The sequence below is a fragment of the Cobetia sp. LC6 genome, assembly GCF_030264805.1.
Classification (GTDB): Bacteria; Pseudomonadota; Gammaproteobacteria; order Pseudomonadales; family Halomonadaceae; genus Cobetia.
Genome location: NZ_JASSPL010000006.1, coordinates 90,211 through 114,250, shown reverse-complemented (window position 1 = coordinate 114,250; position 24,040 = coordinate 90,211). Strand labels below are relative to the sequence as shown.

General features: G+C 62.0%; 16 protein-coding genes. 14 read left to right on the top strand and 2 right to left on the bottom strand.

Features of this window, described 5'->3' with window-relative positions:
• The first annotated feature begins 18 nt into the window (after positions 1–18).
• Positions 19–333, top strand: a complete 315-nt coding sequence (locus QQF40_RS09250) for a hypothetical protein (RefSeq protein ID WP_175089642.1) — start codon at positions 19–21, stop codon at positions 331–333.
• A 175-nt stretch (positions 334–508) separates the two neighbouring features.
• Entirely contained in the window at positions 509–1,777 is a 1,269-nt protein-coding gene (locus tag QQF40_RS09245) for a malic enzyme-like NAD(P)-binding protein (protein WP_043333076.1), read from the top strand.
• A gap of 167 nt (positions 1,778–1,944) precedes the next feature.
• Here QQF40_RS09245 and QQF40_RS09240 read toward each other — a convergent pair whose 3' ends face one another.
• Together QQF40_RS09240 and QQF40_RS09235 are read right to left on the bottom strand one after the other, a co-directional pair.
• Positions 1,945–2,664 (bottom strand): DUF481 domain-containing protein, encoded by a 720-nt coding sequence (locus QQF40_RS09240; protein ID WP_285461148.1) that lies wholly within the window; start codon positions 2,662–2,664, stop codon positions 1,945–1,947.
• Between the two features lie 265 nt (positions 2,665–2,929).
• Positions 2,930–5,446 carry a penicillin-binding protein 1A gene (locus QQF40_RS09235; protein WP_285461147.1) on the bottom strand — a complete coding sequence of 839 codons (2,517 nt, stop codon included), beginning with the start codon at positions 5,444–5,446 and terminating at the stop codon, positions 2,930–2,932.
• Positions 5,447–5,694: 248 nt separating this feature from the next.
• On the opposite strand from QQF40_RS09235, the gene pilM reads away from it, so the two are divergent.
• The 12 genes from pilM to eno all read left to right on the top strand — a co-directional run bounded on the left by pilM (position 5,695) and on the right by eno (position 23,159).
• Complete coding sequence (pilM, locus tag QQF40_RS09230; protein WP_175089640.1) at positions 5,695–6,759, top strand: type IV pilus assembly protein PilM; 1,065 nt, start codon at positions 5,695–5,697, stop codon at positions 6,757–6,759.
• Positions 6,756–7,346, top strand: a complete 591-nt coding sequence (locus QQF40_RS09225; RefSeq protein ID WP_285461146.1) for a PilN domain-containing protein — start codon at positions 6,756–6,758, stop codon at positions 7,344–7,346. The genes pilM and QQF40_RS09225 overlap by 4 nt, the downstream gene beginning before the upstream one ends.
• A complete protein-coding gene (locus QQF40_RS09220; RefSeq protein WP_043332958.1) occupies positions 7,343–7,975 on the top strand; it encodes a type IV pilus inner membrane component PilO in 633 nt (210 codons plus the stop codon). Before QQF40_RS09225 ends, QQF40_RS09220 begins: the two co-directional genes overlap by 4 nt.
• On the top strand, positions 7,972–8,523 hold the full coding sequence (locus tag QQF40_RS09215; protein ID WP_285461145.1) for a pilus assembly protein PilP: 552 nt from the start codon (positions 7,972–7,974) through the stop codon (positions 8,521–8,523). Before QQF40_RS09220 ends, QQF40_RS09215 begins: the two co-directional genes overlap by 4 nt.
• Before the next feature lie 153 nt (positions 8,524–8,676).
• Positions 8,677–10,734: a type IV pilus secretin PilQ gene (locus QQF40_RS09210; protein ID WP_285461144.1), complete on the top strand. Its 2,058-nt coding sequence runs from the start codon at positions 8,677–8,679 to the stop codon at positions 10,732–10,734.
• Positions 10,734–11,276: a shikimate kinase AroK gene (gene aroK / locus QQF40_RS09205; RefSeq protein WP_175089636.1), complete on the top strand. Its 543-nt coding sequence runs from the start codon at positions 10,734–10,736 to the stop codon at positions 11,274–11,276. The genes QQF40_RS09210 and aroK overlap by 1 nt, the downstream gene beginning before the upstream one ends.
• Positions 11,277–11,345: 69 nt before the next feature.
• The gene (gene aroB / locus QQF40_RS09200; RefSeq protein ID WP_175089635.1) at positions 11,346–12,452 is read left to right on the top strand and encodes a 3-dehydroquinate synthase; all 1,107 of its coding nucleotides are present in this window, start codon (positions 11,346–11,348) and stop codon (positions 12,450–12,452) included.
• Positions 12,453–13,004: 552 nt separating this feature from the next.
• A complete protein-coding gene (gene gltB / locus QQF40_RS09195; RefSeq protein WP_285461143.1) occupies positions 13,005–17,456 on the top strand; it encodes a glutamate synthase large subunit in 4,452 nt (1,483 codons plus the stop codon).
• Between the two features lie 77 nt (positions 17,457–17,533).
• Positions 17,534–18,949 (top strand): glutamate synthase small subunit GltD family protein, encoded by a 1,416-nt coding sequence (locus QQF40_RS09190; protein WP_043332950.1) that lies wholly within the window; start codon positions 17,534–17,536, stop codon positions 18,947–18,949.
• Between the two features lie 194 nt (positions 18,950–19,143).
• The gene (gene pyrG, locus QQF40_RS09185; protein ID WP_175089633.1) at positions 19,144–20,784 is read left to right on the top strand and encodes a CTP synthase; all 1,641 of its coding nucleotides are present in this window, start codon (positions 19,144–19,146) and stop codon (positions 20,782–20,784) included.
• Between the two features lie 131 nt (positions 20,785–20,915).
• On the top strand, positions 20,916–21,767 hold the full coding sequence (kdsA, locus tag QQF40_RS09180) for a 3-deoxy-8-phosphooctulonate synthase (protein WP_175089632.1): 852 nt from the start codon (positions 20,916–20,918) through the stop codon (positions 21,765–21,767).
• Positions 21,768–21,869: 102 nt separating this feature from the next.
• On the top strand, positions 21,870–23,159 hold the full coding sequence (gene eno, locus QQF40_RS09175) for a phosphopyruvate hydratase (protein WP_285461142.1): 1,290 nt from the start codon (positions 21,870–21,872) through the stop codon (positions 23,157–23,159).
• The last annotated feature ends 881 nt before the right edge of the window (positions 23,160–24,040 follow it).

The following is a 24,040-nucleotide window of genomic DNA, read 5'->3' as shown; positions in this document are numbered from 1 at the left end:
CAGCTGCTTGTCGCTTTCATGGCGCTGCGCATCTTGCAGCGTCATGGACGAAAAACCCGCTCACGAGCGGGTTTTTTTGTGCCTGTCGTTCAGGCCGCTCTGAAGAGGGCCGCGACCACGACAGCTGATTCGAGATGCCCTTGCGAAGATGTCACCCCTGCGCTGCGCTTGCTGAAGGGAAAGATTGTTTCCGATCTGGCACTTTTTCTGCTCTGCCTCTGCATCAAGCGCGCCGGAATGGTGGGTTGCGTCGGTGAGCGGTCGAAAATCGAGGATCTTGCGCGAATCGTGGCGTCAACAAGGGTCGAAATCGACACGAAATCCTGTCAGTGATAAGGAAAGGTTTATGGCTGGACAGGGCATCCATAACGTTAGACGAATGGCTAAAACATTTTTTAAACAGTCGTTTTAAAGTCATGCATAACAGCAAGTTGCGTCGGTTGTTCAGAGGTGTCTTTTTCTATATTCTGGAGCAGCCAACCCCCCGCCAAAATACCGGATGACACGCATGTCTGATGCCATGAAGAAAGCAGCACTGCAATATCACGCCGAACCGATTCCCGGGAAGCTCTCCATCGAGCTGACCAAGCCGACCGAGACCGCCAAGCACCTGGCGCTGGCCTACAGCCCGGGTGTTGCCGAGCCGTGCCGCGAAATCGCCGCCGACCCGGAAAACGCCTACCTGTACACCGGCAAGGGCAACCTGGTCGCGGTCATCTCTGACGGGACTGCCATCCTTGGCCTGGGCAACCTGGGCCCGCTGGCTTCCAAGCCGGTCATGGAAGGCAAGGGCGTGCTGTTCAAGCGCTTCGCTGGCATCAACTCCGTCGATGTCGAAGTGGATGCGGAAAGCCCGCAGGCCTTCATCGACACCGTGCGTCGCATCCACACCACCTACGGTGGCATCAACCTGGAAGACATCAAGGCACCGGAGTGCTTCGAGGTCGAGCAGGCGCTGATCGAGCAGTGCAACATCCCGGTCTTCCATGACGACCAGCACGGTACCGCCATCGTCACCGCGGCCGGCATGCTCAACGCCCTGGATATCGCCGGCAAGAAGCTGGAAGACGCGCGCATCGTCTGCCTGGGTGCCGGCGCTGCCGCCATCGCCTGCATGAAGCTGCTGGTCGCCAGTGGTGCCAAGGTCGAGAACATCTTCATGCTCGACCGCAAGGGCGTGATCCACAGTGGCCGTGACGACCTGAACCAGTACAAGGCGATGTTCGCCACCGAGACCGAGCTGCGCACGCTGGACGACGCCATCGATGGCGCCGATGTCTTCGTCGGTCTGTCCGGCCCGAACCTGCTCAAGGCAGAGCAGCTCAAGAAGATGTCCGCCAATCCGATCGTCTTCGCCTGCTCCAACCCGGACCCGGAGATTCACCCGGATACCGCTCGCGAAGCACGCCCGGATGTCATCATGGCGACAGGTCGCTCTGACTACCCGAACCAGGTCAACAACGTGCTGGGCTTCCCGTTCATCTTCCGTGGCGCGCTGGATGTGCGTGCGACGCGCATCAATGAAGAGATGAAGCTTGCCGCCGTTCACGCTCTGAAAGATCTGGCGCGTGAGCCGGTCAGCCAGGATGTGCTGGATGCCTACGAGATCGACAGCCTTGAATTCGGCCCGGGTTACATCATCCCGACGCCGATGGACTCGCGTCTGCTCGAGCGTCTGCCTGCAGCCGTGGCCCAGGCGGCCATCGATTCCGGTGTCGCGCGCAAGCCGTACCCGGCGCACTACCCGCTGACCAGCACGGATCAGGTCTACGGTTAAGCGTCAGCGGTCGAATGGCCGGTTGGCGGCGTCGCTTGAGCGACGCAGGAAATGAAAAAGCCCTCGTCGGAGATTCCGGCGAGGGCTTTTTGTTGGTGGATGCTTTCAGTCATGAGCCACGAACCACCCGCGACTGGCACCCGTGCGGGCAGGCGCCAGGCCTTTGCTCAGAAGCTGTAGAGGATGGAGGCCGCCGTGGTGGTGTCGGTCTTGGCATCCGACTCGTCGGGCGGATTGGTGTTGTTCTCGATCTCATGCGAGAGCTTCAGGGCAAGGCTTGCATTGATGGCGACCGTCAGCGCGGTATAGCTGCGACTGATCACGTTCTCGCGCGTGGCCTCTGCCGAGAACTGCTGCTCGAACTTGGAGGTATCGGACAGCTGCCAGCGGTAGTCCATCGCGCCATAGCCCAGCAGGTAGTTCTCGTGATCCCCCGCCGTGATGTCATCGAACCGATACCCCGGCCCGGCCTCGAGGGATAGGTTGTGCTCGGGGCCATCCAGTACCGTGACGCCTTCACCGACGATGGAGGTGACCTGGTGGTTGTAGCCGGAGAAGCGTTCCTTCTCCCAGCGCAGCAGCCCGAAGGCGTAGTGGTCATCGCTGAGGTCATAGCGCTCGCGCTGGCCGACCAGGTACTTGTCGGTCGTGGTCTCGCCACTGCTGGAGACGTGCTTGGCCTCCACCCGGAAGGTGTGGGTCCAGGGCTTGAGGTGCCAGGACAGGCTGGTCTTGCCCAGCAGGGTCTCGCTGTTCGAGTTGCCCGACAGCTTGGTGAACCCCAGCTCGGCCTGGCCGCTGAAGGGCTCAGAGTCCTCGCTGGCGGGGGCGGTGCATAGAAGAGGTCGTCTGCGACAGCCGTGTCGAGGGGAAGCAGGGCCAGGCACAGAAACGCGGTCCTGCGCAGTGTGGGCAATGGGTGAAGCATGCGAACTCCGGCATGTTTGAGGCATGACATCATCATCGGATATGTGACTTGCGAGATGACGCTGGCTGAGCGGGGCGGCCTGGCGCGTCATCCGGACGCTACCAGTGGATCGCGATACGGGGGAGCCTTGCGAATGCTCATATGGCAGAAGAGCGACCAGCGGCCGCTCTTCCTTGGGCTCTCCCCCTGCCGATGAGGCTGGCAGGCGAGGTCTGGAGATCAGATCAGAAGATGGCCTCGAAAGTTCCGGTACCTTCCGAACCGCTTTCCTGCTCCAGCTCCTTGCGAATGGTGCGTTCCTGATAGGGCGGCAGATTATCCTTGCGGAACAGTTCGCTGATGCCGCCGGACTGACCACTGCGCAGGCGCTTTCCGGTGTCCGGGTCGATGGTCGCCGTCACGATGTTGTTCGGACGCTCCATGGTGGAGGACGGCATGCCCTTGAGGGCACCGCGCATGTAGTCGACCCAGATGGGCAGGGCAGCCTGGGCGCCATACTCGGCCAGGGTGTCGTTGGAGTCCTTGCCGACCCAGACCGTGGCCACCAGCTTGCTGTTGAAGCCGGAGAACCAGGCATCACGCTGGTCGTTGGTGGTGCCGGTCTTGCCGGCCAGGTCATCACGACCCAGCGCCAGAGCGCCACGGCCAGTGCCGCGCTTGATGACATCCTGCATCATGTCACGGATCAGATACATGGCTTCGGGGGAGGCGACACGCTCGGCCAGCGGGTACTGGCGACCGTCACGATTGACGGTGACCATGCCCGGCGCACAGTTGGCACAGGCAACCGCTGGATGCGCTTCATAGTCGGTCTCGTCATCGCCACGCGTGATGGTATCGATGTACCAGGGCTCGACACGGAAGCCGCCATTGGAGAGCACGGCGTAGCCGCGTGCCATCTCCAGCGGGGTCAGTGAGGCGCTGCCCAGGGCCAGTGACAGGCCATTGGGCAACTCGTCACGCTGGAAGCCCAGCTTGACCAGGAAGTCGAGGGTCTTGTCGAGGCCGACCGTCTGCAGCAGACGCACGGAGACCAGGTTCAGCGAACGATACAGGCCAACGCGGATGCGGGTCGGGCCGGTGAACTTGCCGCCGGCATTTTCCGGGCGCCACACCTTGCCGCCATCCTGAAGCACGACAGGGGCGTTGTTGATGATGGTCGCCGGTGACATGCCGGCCTGCTCGAGCCCGGACAGATAGACGAACGGCTTGAAGATCGAGCCTGCCTGGCGGCGTGCCTGGATGGCGCGGTTGAACTTGCTGGCGGAATAGCTGAAGCCACCTTGCAGGGCGAGGATGGCGCCACTTTCCGGATCCAGTGAGACGATGGCGGATTGCGCGTCCGGCAGCTGGCCCAGGCGGTAGCCGTCGTCCTGCTTGATCACGCGTACCAGATCACCGGCATTGGCGATCTCGGCGGCCGAGCCCGGCACGCCGCCACGCCATTTGGCGCTCTTGTACTCACGCGCCCACTTCAGGCCGTCCCAGTCGAGGGTCACGGCTGTGGCGTCGGCCAGCAGCACCTTCATCTGCTTGCCGGTGCTTTCCACCACGATGGCAGCCTTCAGCGGGCCGTAATCCGGGGTACGGTCGAGCACTTTCAGCCAGTTCGAGACATCACGGTCGATGCCGGCGATGCGCTTCTCGCTCTTCTGGGCCGCCTGCCTGGCGGTTTCCAGCACTTCCGGCGACTTGGAGAGTTCTTCCTCGAGGCCGGCCTGATCGGTCTGGTCCTGGGCTTCCGCCAGGGAGGCGGCGATGTCGGATTCCTCGACCCCGCGCCAACCGTGGCGAGTATCGTAGGCGATCAGCCCCTTGATCAGCGCATCACGTGCCATTGGCTGCAACGAGCTGTCCAGCGTCGTGGTGATGCGGACGTTGTCGGTGTAGGCCTTGTCGCCGAAGCGGTCGACGGCGAAGCTGCGCGCCATTTCCGCGACGTAGGGTGCCTGCACTTCCGGTCGGGAGTAATGGCGTGCCGCGGTGATCGGCGCCTTGACGGCTTCGTCATAGGCCTGCGGTTCGATGTAGCCCAGCTCCTTCATGCGCAGCAGGATCCAGTTGCGACGGATCAGTGCGCGCTGCGGATTGGTCAGCGGGTTGAAGCTCGACGGCGCCTTGGGCAGACCGGCCAGCATGGCTTGCTCGGCCAGGGTCAGTTCATCCAGGGACTTGTCGTAATAGGTGCGCGCAGCGGCGGCGATCCCGTAGGCGCGATGGCCCAGGAAGATCTTGTTGACATAGAGCTCCATGATCTCCTGCTTGGAGAGAATCTCTTCCATCTGCAGCGACAGCAGAATCTCGCGAATCTTGCGCGTGAAGGTCTGGTCCAGCGTCAGCAGATAGTTGCGCGCCACCTGCATGGTGATGGTGCTGCCACCTGACTGGATGCTGCCGCTGGAGGCCAGCTGCACGGCCGCGCGCGCCAGCCCCTTGGGGTCGATGCCCGGGTGGGAGAAGAAGTTGCTGTCTTCGGCGGCGAGGAGGGCGTCGATGAAGGTCTCGGGGATCTCGTCGTAGGTGACCGGGATGCGACGCTGGTCACCGTATTCGCCGATCAGCTTGCCATCGCGGGTATAGATGCGCAGCGGCGTCTGCAGCTTGGTATCCTGAAGCTGATGGACGTCGGGCAGGCCCGGCGAGAAGTACAGCGAAGCGCCAACGATGGCCAGAAGTCCCGCGGCACATAGTGATAGCAGCAGCCAGAACACTGGCGAGAATAGTCGTCTCAATAGCTTCATGGGCAAGACAGGGTCCGTGGGTAAGAAAAGCGAGTGGCTGCGCGGGGATTGGCAATTCCATTGCTGGGGCATTATAAGTAGCGGGTTCAGATGCGGCCAGCGTTGAACCCTGACTTGCGCGTCTGTTGTGTTATTCTGGGAAACATAATGTAACATCCTGGAATGATAGAGGGTGTCGCGGCAACGTCGTCAGGGAACCGGCGGCCAGCCAGTCTGGCAAGATCGTCATCAGAGCAGGGGAACGCCAATTGCTGGGACTCAAATCCGCCGGCAAGGGACTCATCGGGGTCGATATCACGTCGGCCACGGTGAAGCTCCTGGAGCTGTCCAGGCAAGGAAATCGATACCAGATCGATAGCTATGCGGTGCGTCCACTCAAGGAAGGCGCAGTCGTCGAGCGACGGATACGGGACATGGACGAAGTCGTGCTGGCCATCAAGCGCGCGGTCGAGCAGGCGCAGCCGCGCTCGAAGCGCGCCGTGGTCGCGGTTCCCGCGAGCGCTGCCATCACCAAGACACTGAGCTTCCCGGCCAATCTCGCCGATGACGAGATCGAGCAGCGCATTGCGCTCGAGTCCGAAAAGCACTTTCCCTTTCCGCTGAACGATGTCGCGTTCGACTTCCAGCATCTGGGCGTCAATCCGCGCAATCCCGATCAGCAGGATCTTCTGCTGGTGGCGTGTCGCAGCCTGGATGTCGATCAGCTGACTTCGGCACTCTCCCAGGCCGGCCTCGAGCCGGCTGCCGTCGATGTCGAGACCTTCTCCCTCGAGCGCGCCTTCGGCGAGCTGCGTCATCAGTTGCCGCCGACCTACGACAATGAAGAGTGTGTTGCCGTCGTCGATATCGGTGCGACCATGACCGCCTTCCACGTCATCCAGAACGGCCGCATCGTCTACAGTCGCGACGCCGTCTTCGGGGGACGTCAGCTGACGGACGAGATAATGAATCGCTTCGATCTCTCCAATGATGAAGCGGGCCTGGCCAAGAAGCGTGGCGGCCTGCCGGATACCTATGACAGCGAAGTGTTGGGTCCGTTCCGCGAGACGCTCATCCAGCAGATCGCGCGCTCGCTGCAGCTCTACTACACCGCCGGCAAGCGTCGTGAGGTGCAGCGCATTCTGCTCGGGGGCGGCACGGCCGCCATCGCCGGGCTGCGTGAGGGCCTGGCGGAGCACACCGGGCTTGAAGTGATCATGGCCAACCCCTTCACGCACATGAGCGTCAATCCGCGCGTCGATATCCAAGCGCTTGCGGGCGATGCCCCGGCGATGCTCACGGCCTGCGGTCTTGCGATGAGGAAGCGCTCATGACCATCGAGATCAACCTGCTTTCCTGGCGTGAAGACCGGCGTGAGAAGCGCAGCAAGCGCTTCATGGGCATACTGGCGCTGGCGGCTGTCGTCGGCATCGGTGGCGGCTATGGCATGAGTGAGTATTACCAGAGTCAGCTCGAGGCGCAGCAGCAGCGCCATGCCTTCATCGAGAAGGAAATGGCCCGCCTCAATCGTGATATCAAGGAAGTCGAGGACATCGAGGCACGACGCACCCAGATGCTCGACCAGATAGAGCTGATCCGCAGTCTGCAGTTCTCGCGTCCGGAAACGGTGCGGGTCTTCAATCAGCTGGTGACGTCTCTGGTGGACGGTGCCTGGTATCAGAGCATCAGTCGCAGCGGGCGCCAGCTCAAGGCGAATGGCACGGCGGAAAGCACGCGTCAGGTTTCCGGCCTGATGCGCGCCATTGCCCTGTCGGATTCCTTCGGCACCCCGACGCTCTCCGATGTGCAGAGCAATGACGACGATCAGCGCAGCTTCAATATCACGATTCCGGAGCGCCCGGCGGGGTCTGCGCTGGACGCTGCCGATGCGGTAAATGACAAGAAAGGAGGTCGGCGATGAGTTTCATCGATGCTGAGATCCGCCGCCTCAAGTCGACGGATTTTCGTGATCTTGATCTGAAGGAAGCCGGCATCTGGCCGGTCACGCTGCAGGCCGTGCTGGCGCTCATCGTGCTGGGCGCCCTGTTCTGGGCGTCCCACTGGTTCCTTGCGGCGCCCAAGGCAGAAGACCTCGAACGTCTGCGTGCCCAGGAAAGTCAGCTGCTCCAGCAGTTCGAAAGCAAGGCGTTCAAGGCCGCCAACCTGCCGGCCATGCGCGAGCAGATGGTGGAGCTGGAGTCTCGCATGGGGCAGCTGCTGGAAATGCTGCCCACCGACGCGGAAGTCCCGGCGCTGCTGGATGATATCAGCGAGACGGCTATCAACAACCAGCTGGCGGTCGAGTACATTCGTCTGAAGCCGGCGGAGAATCGCAACTTCTATGTCGAACAACCTTTCGATATCAAGGTGCGCGGCGACTATCATCGTATCGCCGCCTTCATTTCCGGTGTCGCGGGGCTTTCACGCATCGTGACGCTGCATGATTTCGTGCTGACGCCGGTCGCCAACAGCGATGATCTTGAGCTCTCCCTGCTGGCCAAGACCTACAATTATCGTCAGACCCCGGCAACATCAGGAGGCAAGCAATGAGCCTGATGACACGTCGAAATGCCGTGATGGGTACTTTGTTGCTGGCCACTCTGCTTGCGGGCTGTGGAGATCCGCAGCTGGGCGCGCTGGAAGGGGAACTCGAGTCCTTGAGGGGGCGTCCTTCCGGCAAGGTGCAGGAGTTGCCGCCGCAACCCGAGTATCATCCCGTCACCTATGACATGGCGGATGCGCGCAGTCCTTTCCAGTCACGCCTGCCGGAGCCCGAAGAGGAGCTGACAGCCGTCGACAACGGTGTGCGACCGGACCTCGATCGCCCTCGTGAGCCACTGGAAGCCTGGCCGTTGGAACAGCTCAGCATGGTCGGGACCCTGGATGTCGATGGCGCGCGCTCGGCATTGATTCTGACGCCGGAGCAGGAAGTCCAGCGTGTGCGGGTCGGCAACCATATGGGTAGCAACTTCGGCAGGATCACCCGTATCGGTGATACGCAGATCGATATGGTGGAAATCGTGCCCAATGGTCAGGGCGGTTGGATAGAGCGGTCTCGCGCCATGGCGCTGAAAGAGCCCGTGTCGACAGGTGGTTGAGATCACTGGCGTTGGCAGTAGCCATATTGTCACGGAAGACGAACGGTCGCCCCATCAATAGATGGCGACCGACACCATAACGCTTCGATAAGAATAAGGCGCGATCAGCCCGACGGTTGAACGGAGCCACGGCGAGACAGGGGACTAGGGAACATGACGCGATTGCAACGAATGAGTCTGCTGGGGCTGGCGGCAGTCGGAAGCCTGATGGCAAATGTAGCGATGGCCGCGTCATCGCTGCAGGACCTCAACTTCACCGCCCTCGGGGGCGACCGTATGGAGCTCAAGCTCGACTTCGTCGGCGGAGTGCCGGAGGTCAAGGGCTACCGTATCGAGACGCCGCCGCGGATCACCATCGACCTCCTGGACACCAGCAGTCAGCTCGACAAGCGTCGCTTCGATCTGGGGCTCAGCGGCGTGGACGAGCTGGTGGCGCTGGAGGCCGGCTCGCGCACGCGCCTGGTCATGAAGCTCAACCAGTCCAAGCCGTACGTCACGCGCACCGAGGGCAACAGCCTCTACGTCATCGTCGGCGAGCAGGGCGGTGCGCCGGGCGCTCAGCCTGCGACTGCCTCCCAGGCGAACGCCGCCAACGTGCCGCCGGACAACCGTGCCCTGGAAGTGGCAAGCGAGCCGGCAGTCAGTGGTATCGATTTCCGTCGTGGCACGGATGGTGAAGGCCGCGTCGTGATCAACTTCAATCGCTCCAATGTCGAGTCACGTGTCACCGAGCGCGGGCGCAAGATCTATGTCGACATCAAGGGCGTGAAGCTGCCGCCGGAGATGAATCAGGTGCTGGATGTCGGCGATTTCGCCACGCCGGTGACCCGTATCGATCCGCAGCGTACCCGTGATGGTGTGCGTATGGTGGTGGATGCCAGTGGCTACTACACCCAGCTGGCCACCCAGGCAGGCAACGAGCTGGTGCTTGAGGTCAAGCCGCTGACGCGTGAAGAGCAGGCGGAGCGCATCAAGGACAAGTTCCCCTACACCGGCAAGAAGATCTCGCTCAACTTCCAGAACATCGAAGTGCGCTCCGTGCTGCAGATCATCGCTGACTTCACGGGGCTCAATCTGGTCGCCAGTGACAACGTCACCGGCAACGTGACCCTGAACCTGAAGGAAGTGCCCTGGGATCAGGCGCTGGATCTGGTGCTCAAGTCCAACGGTCTGGCCAGTCGTCGCATGGGCAACGTGCTGATGGTCGCGCCGGCCGAAGAGCTGGCGGCACTGGAGCGCAAGGAGCTCGAGGCGAACCAGCAGGTCAAGGAGCTGGCGCCGATGACCACCGAATACATCCAGGTGCGTTATGCCAAGGCGGCGGACCTGGCGGCGTTGCTGCGCGGTGAAGGCGGTATCGGTCTGCTGTCCGAGCGGGGCCGCGTGATGGTCGATGAGCGCACCAATACCATGCTGATCCAGGACACCCGCGATACGCTCGAGTCCATTCGCGGCACGCTGGAATACCTCGATATCCCGGTGCGTCAGGTGCAGATCGAAGCGCGCATCGTCATTGCGCGCAGTAGCGTCTCCAGCGAGATCGGTGTCAATTGGGGGCTTTCCAACAGCAGCAACGGCAAGTTCGGCCTGGAAGGCGCGTCTACCGGTACGACCAGCGACGGCGGTCTGAGTGTCAATCTCGGCGATGACAGTGATCCGGGCAGTACCTTCAGCTTCGGTTACCTGTCCGGCGATATCCTGCTGGACCTGGAACTCTCGGCGCTGGAAAGCGAAGGCAAGAGCCAGACCATCTCCCAGCCCAAGATCATCACCGCCAACCAGAAGAAGGCCGTCATCAAGCAGGGTCAGGAAATTCCCTACGAGGAGGCGACCTCCAGCGGCGCGACCAACATCGAGTTCAAGGAAGCGGTGCTGGCATTGGAAGTGACGCCACAGATCACGCCTGACAACCGCATCATCATGGACCTGTTGATCAACAATGATGATGTCTCCGATGACAGCTTCAATGGCGAACCGGCCATCGATACCAATGAAATCGAGACGCAGGTGCTGGTCAATGATGGCGAAACCGTGGTGCTGGGTGGCATTCTGACCTCCGAGCAGATTCGCAGCGTCTTCAAGACGCCCTTCCTAGGAGACCTGCCGGTGATCGGGAATCTGTTCCGCTATACCGAAGAGTCCAACGAGAAGGTAGAATTGCTGGTATTCATTACCCCGAAGATCATCGAGGACGGCCTGGCGGTGCGCTGATGCATGTGATTCCCAACGTATTCCTTGTCGGCCCCATGGGGGCCGGCAAGAGCACTATCGGCCGCCTGCTGGCGGCCGACTTGCATCGTGAATTTTGCGATAGCGACCATGTGATTGAAGACCGCTGCGGAGCCAGCATTCCGTGGATTTTCGACGTCGAGGGCGAGTCCGGCTTTCGTGAGCGTGAGCAGGCTGTCATCGATGAGCTGACCTCGCTCAGGGAAGTCGTGATGGCCACCGGTGGTGGCGCCATCATGGCGGAGGCCAATCGGCGCGTACTGCGCGAACGCGGCACTGTCGTGTATCTCTACGCGCCTGTCGAGCAGCAGCTCAAGCGAGCCGGCCGTGATCGCAATCGTCCGCTGTTGCAGCAGGATGACCCCGGGAGGGTGCTCAAGCGGCTGTTCGAGTTGCGTGACCCGCTCTACCGCGAGACGGCCGATATCATCGTGCGTACCGATCGTCGTAGTCCTCGGGCGGTCACCAACGAGATTCGGCGCCGTATCAAGGCGCTGGCGAACCCGTTGCACGCCCCTGGCTAGTCTCATCAGCGGCTGGTGGCCCTGGCGGGCATCAGTCGCTGTCACCTGTTTCGCCCAAGGAGAATTCTGATGTCCCTGGCACCTGCTCATCGTCTTGATGTCGCGCTCGGCGAGCGCAGTTATCCCATTCATATCGGGCCGGGCCTGACCGCACGTGGTGATCTGATTCGTGAGCACCTTGCGGGGCGTCAGGTGATGATCGTCACCAACACCGTAGTGGCACCGCTGTATCTGGACGCACTGAAGGCCTCGTTGGGCGAGGGGCTCGATATCCGCGAGGTCATCCTCGACGACGGTGAGCAGACCAAGCACATGGCCAGCATCGGCCTGATCTGGGATGCCCTGCTCGAGGCCGGCTTCAATCGCCGCTGCACCTTGATCGCCCTCGGTGGCGGTGTGATCGGTGACATGACCGGCTTCGCGGCGGCCTGCTATCAGCGGGGTGCGGCCTTCATCCAGGTGCCGACCACGCTGCTGTCGCAGGTGGATTCCTCGGTGGGCGGCAAGACCGGCGTCAATCATCCGCGCGGCAAGAACATGCTGGGCGCCTTCTGGCAGCCGCGTCTGGTGCTGATCGATACCGCGAGCCTCAAGACATTGCCGCAGCGTGAGCTGTCAGCGGGCATGGCCGAGGTCATCAAGTATGGTCTGCTGTGGGATGAAAGCTTCCTGAGCTGGCTGGAAGACAACATGACGGCCTTGATGGCGCTGGACGAGACCCTGCTCGGTGACGCCATTCGCCGCAGCTGTGCCATCAAGGCGGATGTCGTGGCGCAGGATGAGACCGAGCAGGGCGTGCGTGCGCTGCTCAATCTGGGTCACACCTTCGGGCATGCCATCGAGACGGATCAGGGCTATGGCGTCTGGCTTCACGGCGAAGCCGTCGGCACCGGCATGCTGATGGCGGCTGAGCTTTCGGCGCGCATGGGCTGGCTGTCGAGTGCGGATGTGGAGCGTGTCTCGCACATCATCGCCAAGGCGGGCTTGCCGCTGGCGGCTCCGGAAGACATGGGCGTCGAGGACTTCCTGAAGCACATGCAGCTGGACAAGAAGAATGTCGATGGCCGCCTGCGCCTGATCCTTCTTGAGCGCATCGGCCGCGCGGTGATCACCGAAGAGGCGCCAGCCGGCGTGCTGGCCGACATGCTGGAGCACTGGCCACGCAGCTCTCGCTGACATCTCGGCCAGCCATTGGCTGGTTCATGGGCGCTGCACGATCACGCAAGCCGTCACCCTCTGGGTGGCGGCTTTTCTTTTGGCAGCTTTTCTTTTGGCAGCTTTTCTTTTGGCGACTTGTCTTTTGGCAAGTATCAGCGCGCCGTGGCGGAGTCATTGGTGGAGCGTGATTCCTGAATTGGTATGCCGTATGCGTAATCGGTATGGGGCAGATCGAATAAAAACGCTGTTTTTTATTCAGCCAATACTAAAGTTGCAAGGCGAAATTCATGAGGCATGTCTACCCGCTAAGCGCTTGAGCCTACAGGGTTTTTTGGTTAGGGGTTCTTCTAACCTTCGGTTTTGTCAGGTTTTTTTGGTCGATGGGCGACCTGTGGAGAATTGCGCAGGCGGGAAGCTGGGGGATATGCTCGAGGGAAATCTGGCGTCGTGTAGCGACACTGATGGCGCCACTATCGGCAGGTATAAAAATAAAGATAACCGATAACTATAACCGGGAAAATGCTTGAAAAAAAGCATCTGGACACATGATTTCTCCGTGAGGCACGCCCCATGAACAAAGGTCTCCACCATCCGGGAGAGTTCCGCGACAACTGCGGCTTCGGTCTGATCGCCCATATGGAAGGGCAGGCGAGCCACGAACTGCTGCAGACCGCCATTGAATCCCTGACCTGCATGACCCACCGTGGCGGAATTGCCGCTGATGGCAAGACCGGCGATGGCTGTGGCCTGCTGCTCAAGATGCCGGACGGCTTCATGCGCCAGATCGCTCGAGAATCCCTCGGGCTGGAACTGGGCGCTCGCTATGCCGTCGGCACGCTTTTCCTGCCTGATGATGACGCGCGTGAACAATCCGCGCGTGATGCTTTCGAGTCGGCGCTGAGCGCGCGCAACCTCGAGGTGCTGGGCTGGCGCGAAATGCCGGTAGATGACAGCGTGTGCGGCCCGATGGCCCGCGACTGCCTGCCGCGCATCCGTCAGGTCTTCGTCGGCGCCGCCGATGAGCGTACTGACATCGCCTTCAATGTCGATCTGTTCATGGCGCGTCGCTATGCCGAGCAGGCGCTGAAGAGCGAAGAGGACTTCTACGTCTGCTCGCTCTCCAGCAAGGTCATCTCCTTCAAGGGCCTGGTGATGCCGGAAGATCTTCCGCGCTTCTACAAGGATCTGGGCGACCCGCGTCTCGAGACCGCGATCTGTGTCTTCCACCAGCGCTTCTCGACCAACACCGCGCCACGCTGGCCGCTGGCCCAGCCGTTCCGCTTCCTCGCCCACAATGGCGAGATCAACACCATCGAGGCCAACCGCGGCTGGGCCAATGCGCGCAAGGAGAACTTCGTCTCCGAGCAGCTGCCCGAGATCGCCGAGCTGGACGAGATCGTCAACACCGTCGGCTCCGACTCCTCCAGCATGGACAACATGCTGGAAGTCCTGCTGACCGGGGGCATGGATATCTATCGCGCCATTCGCATGATGGTGCCGCCGGCATGGCAGAACGTCGAGCAGATGGACTCCGATCTGCGTGCCTTCTACGAATACAACTCCATGCACATGGAGGCCTGGGACGGCCCGGCGGGCATCGTGCTCACCGACGGTCGCCATGCCGTGTGCATGCTGGACCGCAACGGTCTGCGTCCGGCGCGTTGGGTCATCACGCGCAATGGTTTCATCACCCTGGCCTCCGAAATCGGCACCTACGATTACAAGCCGGAAGATGTCGTCGCCAAGGGGCGCGTCGGGCCGGGTCAGGTGTTGGGCGTCGATACCGAGACCGGTGAAGTGCTGCACACCGATCAGGTCAGTGAGCGCCTCAAGGGCGCACATCCCTACAAGCGCTGGCTGCGTGAGAACGCCAACTATCTCGAGTCAGCGCTGACCGAGCTGGCGCGCTTCCAGCCGATGGATGCCGATCAGCTGGACGTCTACCAGAAGATGTTCCAGGTCAGCTTCGAGGAGCGCGATCAGTTGCTGCGCCCGCTGGCCGAGAGCGGTCAGGAGGCGGTCGGCTCGATGGGCGATGACACGCCGATGGCCGTGCTGTCGCGCCAGAATCGCGTTCTGACTGACTACTTCCGTCAGAAGTTCGCCCAGGTCACCAATCCGCCGATCGATCCGCTGCGCGAAGCGATCGTGATGTCGCTGGAGACCTGCTGTGGTGCCGAGCTCAACATCTTCGACGCGACGCCGGAACACGCGCATCGCCTGATCCTGACCACGCCGGTGTTGTCACCGCGCAAGTTCAATGCGCTGGTCAATCACGAAGATCCGGCCTTCACCTCGCAGACGCTCAAGCTGCACTACGATCCGGCGCAGGACTCCCTCAAGCAGGCGCTCAAGGGCCTCTGTCAGCAGGCCGAGGAAGCGGCGCGCAATGGCAAGGTGATCCTGGTACTCAGCGACTGTGGCTTGAAGAAGGGGCAGCTGCCGATCCATGCCGCACTGGCGACTGGCGCCATCCATCATCACCTCGGTGCGCTGGCCCTGCGCCCGCGCGTCAACCTGGTGATCGAGACCGGCTATGCGCGTGACGCGCACCAGATGGCAGTGCTGTTCGGGGTCGGCGCCACGGCGGTCTACCCGTACCTTGCCTATCAGGTGATGGCTGACATGCATCGCACTGGCGAGCTGTCCGGCAACCCGGCAGATGCCCGCGAGAACTATCGCAAGGGCATGCAGAAGGGCCTCTACAAGATCCTGTCCAAGATGGGCATCTCGCACATCGGCTCCTACCGTGGCTCGCAGCTGTTCGAGGCGGTCGGCCTCAACAGTGAAGTCATGGACATGTGCTTTACCGGCATGGCCTCGCGCATCGAAGGCGCCGGCTTTGCAGAGCTGCAGTTCCAGCAGGAGCTGCTGGCCCGTGAAGCCTGGCTGCCTCGCAAGCGCATCAAGCAGGGCGGGCTGGTCAAGTACGTGCATGGCGGTGAATACCACGCCTACAACCCGGATGTGGTGGTGAAGCTGCAGCAGGCCGTGCAGCAGGGTGACTACGGCAAGTGGAAGGAATTCGCGCGCCTGGTCAACGAGCGTCCGGTGGCGACCATTCGTGACCTGCTGACCCTCAAGCCGGTCGCCGAGCCGCTGCCGATCGAGGAAGTCGAGTCCGTCGAGTCCCTGCTGCCGCGCTTCGACAGCGCCGGCATGTCGCTTGGCGCGCTGTCTCCCGAGGCACATGAAGCGCTGGCTCAGGCCATGAACGAGGCCGGCGGGCGCTCCAACTCAGGTGAGGGTGGCGAAGACCCGGCGCGTTACGGCACCGTGCGCTCCTCCAAGATCAAGCAGATCGCCTCCGGTCGCTTCGGTGTCACACCGGCGTACCTGGTCAATGCCGAGGTACTGCAGATCAAGGTCGCACAGGGCGCCAAGCCCGGTGAAGGCGGTCAGCTGCCGGGGGGCAAGGTCAACGACCTGATCGCACGTCTGCGCTATGCCGTGCCGGGGGTGACACTGATCTCGCCGCCGCCGCATCACGATATCTATTCCATCGAGGATCTGGCGCAGCTGATCTTCGATCTCAAGCAGGTCAATCCGTCGGCGCAGGTCTCGGTCAAGCTGGTCTCCGAGCCGGGGATCGGCACCATCGCCACCGGTGTCGCCAAGGCGTACGCCGACCTGATCACCGTCTCCGGCTATGACGGTGGCACCGCGGCCAGCCCGATCACCTCGATCAAGCACGCCGGTTCCCCGTGGGAGCTGGGGCTGCCCGAGGTGCATCAGGCGCTGCGCATCAACCAGCTGCGCCACAAGATCCGTCTGCAGACGGATGGCGGCCTCAAGACCGGTCTCGATGTGGTCAAGGCCGCGATCCTGGGCGCCGAGAGCTTCGGCTTCGGCACCGCGCCGATGGTCGCGCTGGGCTGCAAGTACTTGCGTATCTGTCACCTGAACAACTGTGCCACCGGTGTCGCGACCCAGCACCAGGCGCTGCGTGACGAGCATTTCCGCGGCACCGTCGAGATGGTCAAGCACTACTTCCGCTTCATCGCCGAGGAAGTGCGCGAGCTGATGGCGCTGCTGGGCGTGCGTCAGATCACCGACCTGATCGGTCGTACCGATCTGCTCGAAGTGCTGGAAGGCGAGACCAACGCGCAGCGTCGTCTCGACCTCACGCCGTTGCTGGGCAATGACTTCGTGCCCAAGGATGCGCCGCAGTTCTGCCAGGTCAGCCGCAACGAGCCGCATGATCCCGGTGCCAAGAATCTCGAGATGCTGGCCGCGATGGAATCGGCGATCGACAGCCGCAGCGGTGGCGAGTTCAGCTTCCATGTCACCAACTGTGACCGCTCGGTGGGTGCGCGTGTCTCGGGTGAAATCGCCAAGCGCTATGGCGAGGCCGGGCTGGCAGGATCGCCGCTCAAGGTCAGTCTGACCGGTGTAGCAGGCCAGAGCTTCGGTGTCTGGAACGCGCACGGACTCGAGATGCATCTGGAAGGCGACGCCAATGACTATGTCGGCAAGGGCATGAACGGCGGCAAGCTGACCATCGTGCCGCCGCGTGGTTCGCGCTTCGAGAGCCACAAGACCGCCATCATCGGCAACACCTGCCTGTACGGCGCGACCGGCGGACGGCTGTACGCCGCGGGCACCGCCGGCGAGCGCTTCGGGGTGCGCAACTCCGGTGCGCACGCCGTGATCGAAGGCGCGGGCGACCACTGCTGTGAGTACATGACCGGCGGTCTGGTGTGCGTATTGGGCGAGACAGGCGTCAACTTCGGCGCGGGCATGACGGGCGGCTTCGCCTACGTGCTGGACGAGAATCGCGACTTCGTCGACAAGTACAACCACGAGCTGGTGGAAATCCACCGCATCAATACCGAAGCCATGGAGGCCTATCGTCGCCATCTGCGCGAAGTCATCGAGGAATATGTGGCCGAGACCGGCTCCGAGCGCGGGCGCGACATCCTGCGCGATTTCCCTGACTTCGTGCGTCACTTCTGGTTGGTCAAGCCGAAGGCGGCAAGCCTCAACGGCCTGCTGGACCAGTCACGGCGTCAGCCGGAGTGATCGCATCCCTCACCCCAGCATGCCTCGGGTGAGGGCCCGCACCGCGACGGTGCCCGGATTTTGAGAGAGGATTCATCATGGCCAATCAGCTCGCCAACGACTTCCAGTTCATCGATGTGGGTCGTCAGGACCCGCAGAAGAAAGATGCTCGCGTGCGCGCACGTGAGTTCAACGAGATCTATGCCGAGTTCAAGCCGGTAGAAGCCGCCAGCCAGGCACATCGCTGCCTGGGCTGTGGCAACCCCTACTGTGAGTGGAAGTGCCCGGTACACAACTACATTCCCAACTGGCTGAAGCTGGTCTCCGAGGGCAACATCCTCGAAGCTGCCGAGCTCTCTCACCAGACCAACTCGCTGCCGGAAGTCTGTGGTCGCGTCTGCCCGCAGGACCGTCTCTGTGAGGGCGACTGCACCCTGAATGACGGCTTCGGTGCCGTCACCATCGGCTCGGTGGAGAAGTACATCACCGACACCGCCTTCGCGATGGGCTGGCGTCCCGACATGTCCAAGGTCAGCTGGACCGACAAGCGCGTCGCCATCATCGGTGCAGGCCCGGCGGGTCTCGGTGCCGCCGATATTCTGGTGCGCAATGGCGTGCGTCCGGTGATCTATGATCGCCATCCGGAAATCGGCGGTCTGCTGACCTTCGGCATCCCGGAGTTCAAGCTCGAGAAGGGCGTGATGACGCGTCGCCGCGAGATCTTCGAAGAGATGGGCATGGAGTTCCGTCTCAATGTCGAGGTCGGGCGTGATGTGACCTTCGATGCGCTGCTCGAGGAATACGATGCCGTCTTCCTGGGCATGGGTACCTACAACGCCATGAGTGGCGGCTTCCCGGGCGAGGATCTGCCGGGCGTGCACAAGGCGCTCGACTTCCTGATCGCCAACGTCAATCACTGCCTGGGCTTCGAGAAGGACCCGGCGGATTACGTCTCCATGGAAGGCAAGAAGGTCGTGGTGCTCGGCGGTGGTGATACCGCGATGGACTGCAACCGCACCTCCATCCGTCAGGGCGCGGAAAGCGTGACCTGTGCCTACCGTCGTGACGAGGCCAACATGCCGGGCTCACGCCGTGAGGTGACCAATGCTCGCGAAGAGGGCGTCGATTTCCTCTTCAACCGTCAGCCGGTGGCAGTGGTCGGCGATGGCAAGGTCGAAGGCGTCAAGGTCGTGCGCACCCGTCTGGGTGAGCCGGATGCCAATGGCCGTCAGCGTCCGGAAGTGGTGCCGGGATCTGAAGAGATTCTGCCGGCGGATGCCGTGGTCGTGGCCTTCGGCTTCCAGGCAAGCCCTGCACCGTGGTTCGCCGACTTCGACATCGCCGTCGATGAGCGTGGCCGCATCGCGACCAGCGCCGAGCGTCATGCCTTCCAGACCACCAACGCCAAGGTGTTCGCTGGCGGTGACATGGTGCGCGGCTCCGACCTGGTGGTGACCGCCATCGATGAAGGGCGCCGTGCCGCTGAAGGGATTCTTGATTTCCTGGAAGTGTAAAGGTGAACTGACGTCACGCATCAGGCCCGCCATGGCGGGCCTGATGCGTTATGACGGTGCATCGGATGGTGGCGCGAGAAGGGCAGATGGTGGCATTCAAATTGAGCCGGAGCAGCCTTTCCGCTAGACTGGCGACCCATCCTGATCCGTTCCCCCCGGATCTCTCCTACAGCTCACGTTTTCGGCAGGTTTCCATGACACGATTTATCTTCGTGACGGGCGGCGTTGTGTCCTCGCTTGGCAAGGGCATCGCATCCGCTTCGCTGGCGGCTATTCTCGAGGCCCGTGGCCTCAAGGTCACCATCCTCAAGCTGGATCCGTACATCAACGTCGATCCGGGCACCATGAGCCCGTTCCAGCACGGCGAAGTCTTTGTCACCGAAGATGGCGCGGAAACCGACCTCGACCTCGGTCACTACGAGCGTTTCATCCGCTCGCGCATGACCCAGGGCAACAACTTCACCACCGGCCGTGTCTACGAGCACGTGCTGCGCAAGGAGCGCCGCGGTGACTACCTCGGTGGAACGGTGCAGGTCATCCCGCACATCACCGACGAGATCAAGCGCCGCGTGATCGCCGGTGGTGAAGGGTATGACGTCGCACTGGTCGAGATCGGTGGTACCGTGGGTGACATCGAGTCGCTGCCGTTTCTGGAGTCCATCCGTCAGCTGCGTGCGCAGCTGGGTGGCGAGCGTGCGCTCTTCATGCACCTGACGCTGGTGCCGTACATCAAGACGGCTGGCGAGACCAAGACCAAGCCGACCCAGCACAGCGTCAAGGAGCTGCGCTCCATCGGTATCCAGCCGGATATCCTGATCTGCCGCAGCGAAGTCGAGATCGAGGAAAGCGAGCGTCGCAAGATCTCGCTGTTCACCAACGTCGAAGAGCGTGCCGTCGTCTCACTGCAGGATGCTGACACCATCTATCGCATTCCGTTGATGCTCCACGAAGCCGGCCTCGATGAGATCGTCTGCGACAAGTTCCGCCTGGAGGCCAAAGAGGCCGACATGTCCGAATGGGTCGCGGTGCTCGACGCCAAGCTCAACCCGCTCAAGACCATCAACATCGCGATGGTCGGCAAGTACATGGAGCTGCTCGACGCCTACAAGTCGCTGAACGAGGCGCTGACCCACGCCGGTATCCAGGGGCGTGTGAAGGTCAACGTCGACTTCATCGACTCCGAGGAAATCGAGCGCAACGGCACCGACCGCCTGATCGGCAAGGACGCGGTGCTGGTGCCGGGCGGCTTCGGCGAGCGTGGTGTGGAAGGCAAGATCGCCACCGCGCGCTTCGCGCGTGAGAACAAGGTGCCGTATCTGGGCATCTGCCTGGGCATGCAGGTTGCCGTCATCGAGTTCGCACGTAATGTGGCGGGCTGGAGCGATGCCAACTCTACCGAATTCACCCATGACACCCAGCACCCGGTGGTCGGTCTGATCACCGAGTGGCTGACGCCGGAAGGCAAGATCGAGACCCGCGATGCGGCGTCTGATCTGGGCGGCACCATGCGTCTTGGCGGTCAGGCCTGCAGCCTGCTCAACGGCTCCAAGGCGCATCAGGCCTATGGCAGCGACGAGATCGTCGAGCGTCACCGTCACCGCTATGAGGTCAATGACCAGTTCGTGCCGGCCCTGGAAGAAGCGGGCCTGATCTTCTCCGGTCGCAGCGTCGACAACTCGCTGGTCGAGATGGTCGAGCTGCCGGATCACCCATGGTTCGTGGCATGTCAGTTCCACCCGGAATTCACCTCCACGCCGCGTGATGGCCATCCGCTGTTCACCGGCTTCGTGAATGCCGCGCTCAATCACAAGGCGGCGCGTACTCGCGGCGAGTGATAGGGTGTTGAGCGGGCGCCACCTCGGGTGGCGCCCGTAGGTCTTCTGCGTGGTGGTTGCAGGTCTTGATGTTCGCCAGAGCATCATCAGGCAGACTGCCGATGGACAACGATTTGATGGACGGTGCAGAGATGAGCAACGAACAACGCGTGATCGACTTTGCGGGTCTGCAAGTCGCCAACGATCGTCCGATGACGCTTTTCGGTGGCATGAACGTGCTCGAATCGCGGGAGCTGGCGCTGGAAGTCGCCGAGCAGTACGTCGAGGTGACGTCACGCCTGGGCATGCCGTACGTCTTCAAGGCCAGCTTCGACAAGGCCAACCGCAGCTCCATGCACTCCTACCGCGGACCCGGGATGGAGAAGGGGCTCGAGATTCTGGCCGAGATCAAGTCGCGCTTCGGTGTGCCGATCATCACGGACGTGCATGAGCCGCATCAGGCGGCAGCCGTGGCGGAAGTGGCCGATGTCATTCAGCTGCCGGCCTTCCTGGCGCGGCAGACGGACCTGGTCGTGGCCATGGCGCGCACCGGCGCCGTCATCAACGTCAAGAAGCCGCAGTTCCTCGCGCCGCACGAGATGCGCCATATCGTCGCCAAGTGCGGTGAAGCGGGCAATGACCGGATTCTGCTGTGCGAGCGTGGCTCCAGCTTCGGTTACAACAACCTGGTGGTCGACATGCTCGGCATGGCCGAGATGAAGGATAGCGGCCTGCCGGTCTTGTTCGATGTCACCCACTCGCTGCAGCGCCCGGGCGGGCGAGTCGATTCCGCTGGCGGGCGCCGTGAGCAGGTCTTCGATCTGGCACGCTCCGGTGTCGCCTTGGGGCTTGCGGGTCTGTTCCTCGAAGCGCATCCGGACCCGGACAACGCCAAGTGTGACGGCCCCTGCGCCTTGCCGCTGGACCAGCTCGAACCCTTCCTGCGCCAGCTGCAATCGCTGGATGCGCTGGTCAAGGGCTTCGCGCCGCTGGACATTCGTTGAGCAGGACTACTGGCCGTTCACCTCTGTGTGAGCGGCCTTTTTGCACTATGGGCAAGATGCCCGTCGTGGTGTTTCAATCCCCCGTGTAGAGGACGACACAAGATGGCCAATATCGTCGAAATCCGCGCCCTTGAGGTGCTCGATTCCCGTGGTAACCCGACCGTACAGGCCGAGGTCGTGCTGGAAGGTGGCCAACGCGCCAGTGCCTGCGCGCCTTCCGGTGCCTCCACCGGTTCGCGTGAAGCGCTGGAATTGCGTGATGGCGACAAGAGCCGTTATCTGGGCAAGGGCGTGCTGAAGGCAGTCGAAGCCGTCAATGGCGCGATCCGCGAGCGCCTCGTGGGCATGGATGCACTCGACCAGCGCGCGCTGGACGATGCCATGCTGGCGCTGGATGGTACCGAGAACAAGGAATCGCTGGGTGCCAACGCGATTCTTGCCGTCTCTCTGGCGGCTGCCAAGGCGGCAGCGCAGGCCAAGGGCATCGAGCTCTACGCTCACATCGCTGAGCTCTACGGCCAGCCGGGCCAGTACTCCATGCCGGTGCCGATGATGAACATCATCAACGGCGGTGAGCATGCCGACAACAACGTCGACATCCAGGAGTTCATGGTCCAGCCGGTCGGCGCGCCGACCTTCCGTGAAGCATTGCGCACCGGCGCCGAGATCTTCCACGCGCTGAAGAAGGTGCTGCAGGGGCGCGAGCTGAGCACCTCCGTGGGTGATGAAGGTGGCTTTGCTCCGAACCTGGCGTCCAACTCCGAAGCACTGGCCGTCATCAAGCAGGCCGTCAGCGATGCGGGCTACACCCTGGGCACCGATGTGACTCTGGCGCTGGATTGCGCGTCTTCCGAGTTCTACCAGGACGGTCAGTACAACCTGTCCGGCGAAGGCAAGAGCTTCGACGCACGTGGTTTCGTCGACTATCTGGCGGGCCTGGCCGCGGAATATCCGATCGCCTCCATCGAAGACGGCATGGATGAGTCCGACTGGGAAGGCTGGAAGATGCTGACCGACGAGCTGGGTGACAAGGTGCAGCTGGTCGGCGACGACCTGTTCGTCACCAATACGCGCATCCTGAGCCGCGGTATCGATGAAGGCATCGGCAACTCCATCCTGATCAAGTTCAACCAGATCGGCTCACTGTCCGAGACTCTGGATGCGATCAAGATGGCGCAGGCCGCCGGCTTCACCGCGGTCATCTCCCACCGTAGTGGCGAGACCGAAGACACCACCATCGCCGACCTCGCCGTCGGTACCTGTGCTGGCCAGATCAAGACCGGTTCTCTGTGCCGCTCTGATCGTGTCGCCAAGTACAATCGTCTGCTGGTGATCGAGCAGCAGCTGGGAGACGTGGCTTACAACGGTCTGAAAGAGATCAAGGGTCAGTAATTGCCCGTGGTGCGAGGGGCTCAGCGCCCAGCACCGTAGAGGTAACTTGCAACGGGGTCGTGCCTTCTGGCACGGCCCCGTTGTGCATTGCAGGCGATGAATGAGTGGGGAGGCAGGAAATGGACCGCTTCCAGGCACTGATCTCGTGTAAGTCATCTCTTACAAATTCCGCAGGACAATCGAGACACTGACTGCGAGTCGCCTGCGGATATGAACGTATGTTCTTCATTATCTACTTGTTTTTATTGAATATATTTTCTCTGATGGTCTGTTCGGGTATAGCGGGGTAAGAGGTTTGGCTAGTTGCCTCGCCGGCGAATGCTGCCCAGAATGGCTGCATGGACGTGAGGGTGCGGCGGGACACCGCAGTCTCGGCAGGATGCCAACGGGATGATCAGAAAAGACTTGATGGCGAGACAGGACGTTTCGCCCCGCTGAGCAGGACGCTCGGCGGAAAAGGACCTGGCATGGACGTCGGTAGCAGAGAGCTGCATATCTTCGCTTGAAGGAGTCAGGCGAGAGATGCCAAGGAAGCAAGGATGGCGGGCATGACACCGGAGTGTGTCAGGATCAGGATGATCCGTCGGCGATGGGAAGCGCCACACAGGCAGGAAGCACGATAACGACACGGAGTGTCGAAGAGCCCCAGGCTCTGATATGCAGTCAGGAAGCTTGCCCTTCACAGGAAGTGACGGATGACGGGACATCATCTGTGTCAGGAATGATGGGGCAGACAGCGGCAGCATCAAGTGGCAGGAAGCCACGACAAGGATAGTCGGACAAGGAATGTCGTGAGGCTGTCAGCTGCACAGGCAGGGAGCGGTAAAGGCAGGACGCCGGGCAATGCATGGGCAGGACAGCAGGACAGGCAAATATCTGCA

What these genes read in the sequence shown, in the direction of transcription:
- QQF40_RS09250 (WP_175089642.1), top strand. Translation starts at nt 19, where the DNA reads ATGGCGCTGCGCATCTTGCAGCGTCATGGACGAAAAACCCGCTCACGA.
- QQF40_RS09245 (WP_043333076.1), top strand. Translation starts at nt 509, where the DNA reads ATGTCTGATGCCATGAAGAAAGCAGCACTGCAATATCACGCCGAACCG.
- QQF40_RS09235 (WP_285461147.1), bottom strand. Translation starts at nt 5,446, where the DNA reads ATGAAGCTATTGAGACGACTATTCTCGCCAGTGTTCTGGCTGCTGCTA.
- QQF40_RS09225 (WP_285461146.1), top strand. Translation starts at nt 6,756, where the DNA reads ATGACCATCGAGATCAACCTGCTTTCCTGGCGTGAAGACCGGCGTGAG.
- QQF40_RS09220 (WP_043332958.1), top strand. Translation starts at nt 7,343, where the DNA reads ATGAGTTTCATCGATGCTGAGATCCGCCGCCTCAAGTCGACGGATTTT.
- QQF40_RS09215 (WP_285461145.1), top strand. Translation starts at nt 7,972, where the DNA reads ATGAGCCTGATGACACGTCGAAATGCCGTGATGGGTACTTTGTTGCTG.
- QQF40_RS09210 (WP_285461144.1), top strand. Translation starts at nt 8,677, where the DNA reads ATGACGCGATTGCAACGAATGAGTCTGCTGGGGCTGGCGGCAGTCGGA.
- aroK (WP_175089636.1), top strand. Translation starts at nt 10,734, where the DNA reads ATGCATGTGATTCCCAACGTATTCCTTGTCGGCCCCATGGGGGCCGGC.
- aroB (WP_175089635.1), top strand. Translation starts at nt 11,346, where the DNA reads ATGTCCCTGGCACCTGCTCATCGTCTTGATGTCGCGCTCGGCGAGCGC.
- gltB (WP_285461143.1), top strand. Translation starts at nt 13,005, where the DNA reads ATGAACAAAGGTCTCCACCATCCGGGAGAGTTCCGCGACAACTGCGGC.
- QQF40_RS09190 (WP_043332950.1), top strand. Translation starts at nt 17,534, where the DNA reads ATGGCCAATCAGCTCGCCAACGACTTCCAGTTCATCGATGTGGGTCGT.
- pyrG (WP_175089633.1), top strand. Translation starts at nt 19,144, where the DNA reads ATGACACGATTTATCTTCGTGACGGGCGGCGTTGTGTCCTCGCTTGGC.
- kdsA (WP_175089632.1), top strand. Translation starts at nt 20,916, where the DNA reads ATGAGCAACGAACAACGCGTGATCGACTTTGCGGGTCTGCAAGTCGCC.
- eno (WP_285461142.1), top strand. Translation starts at nt 21,870, where the DNA reads ATGGCCAATATCGTCGAAATCCGCGCCCTTGAGGTGCTCGATTCCCGT.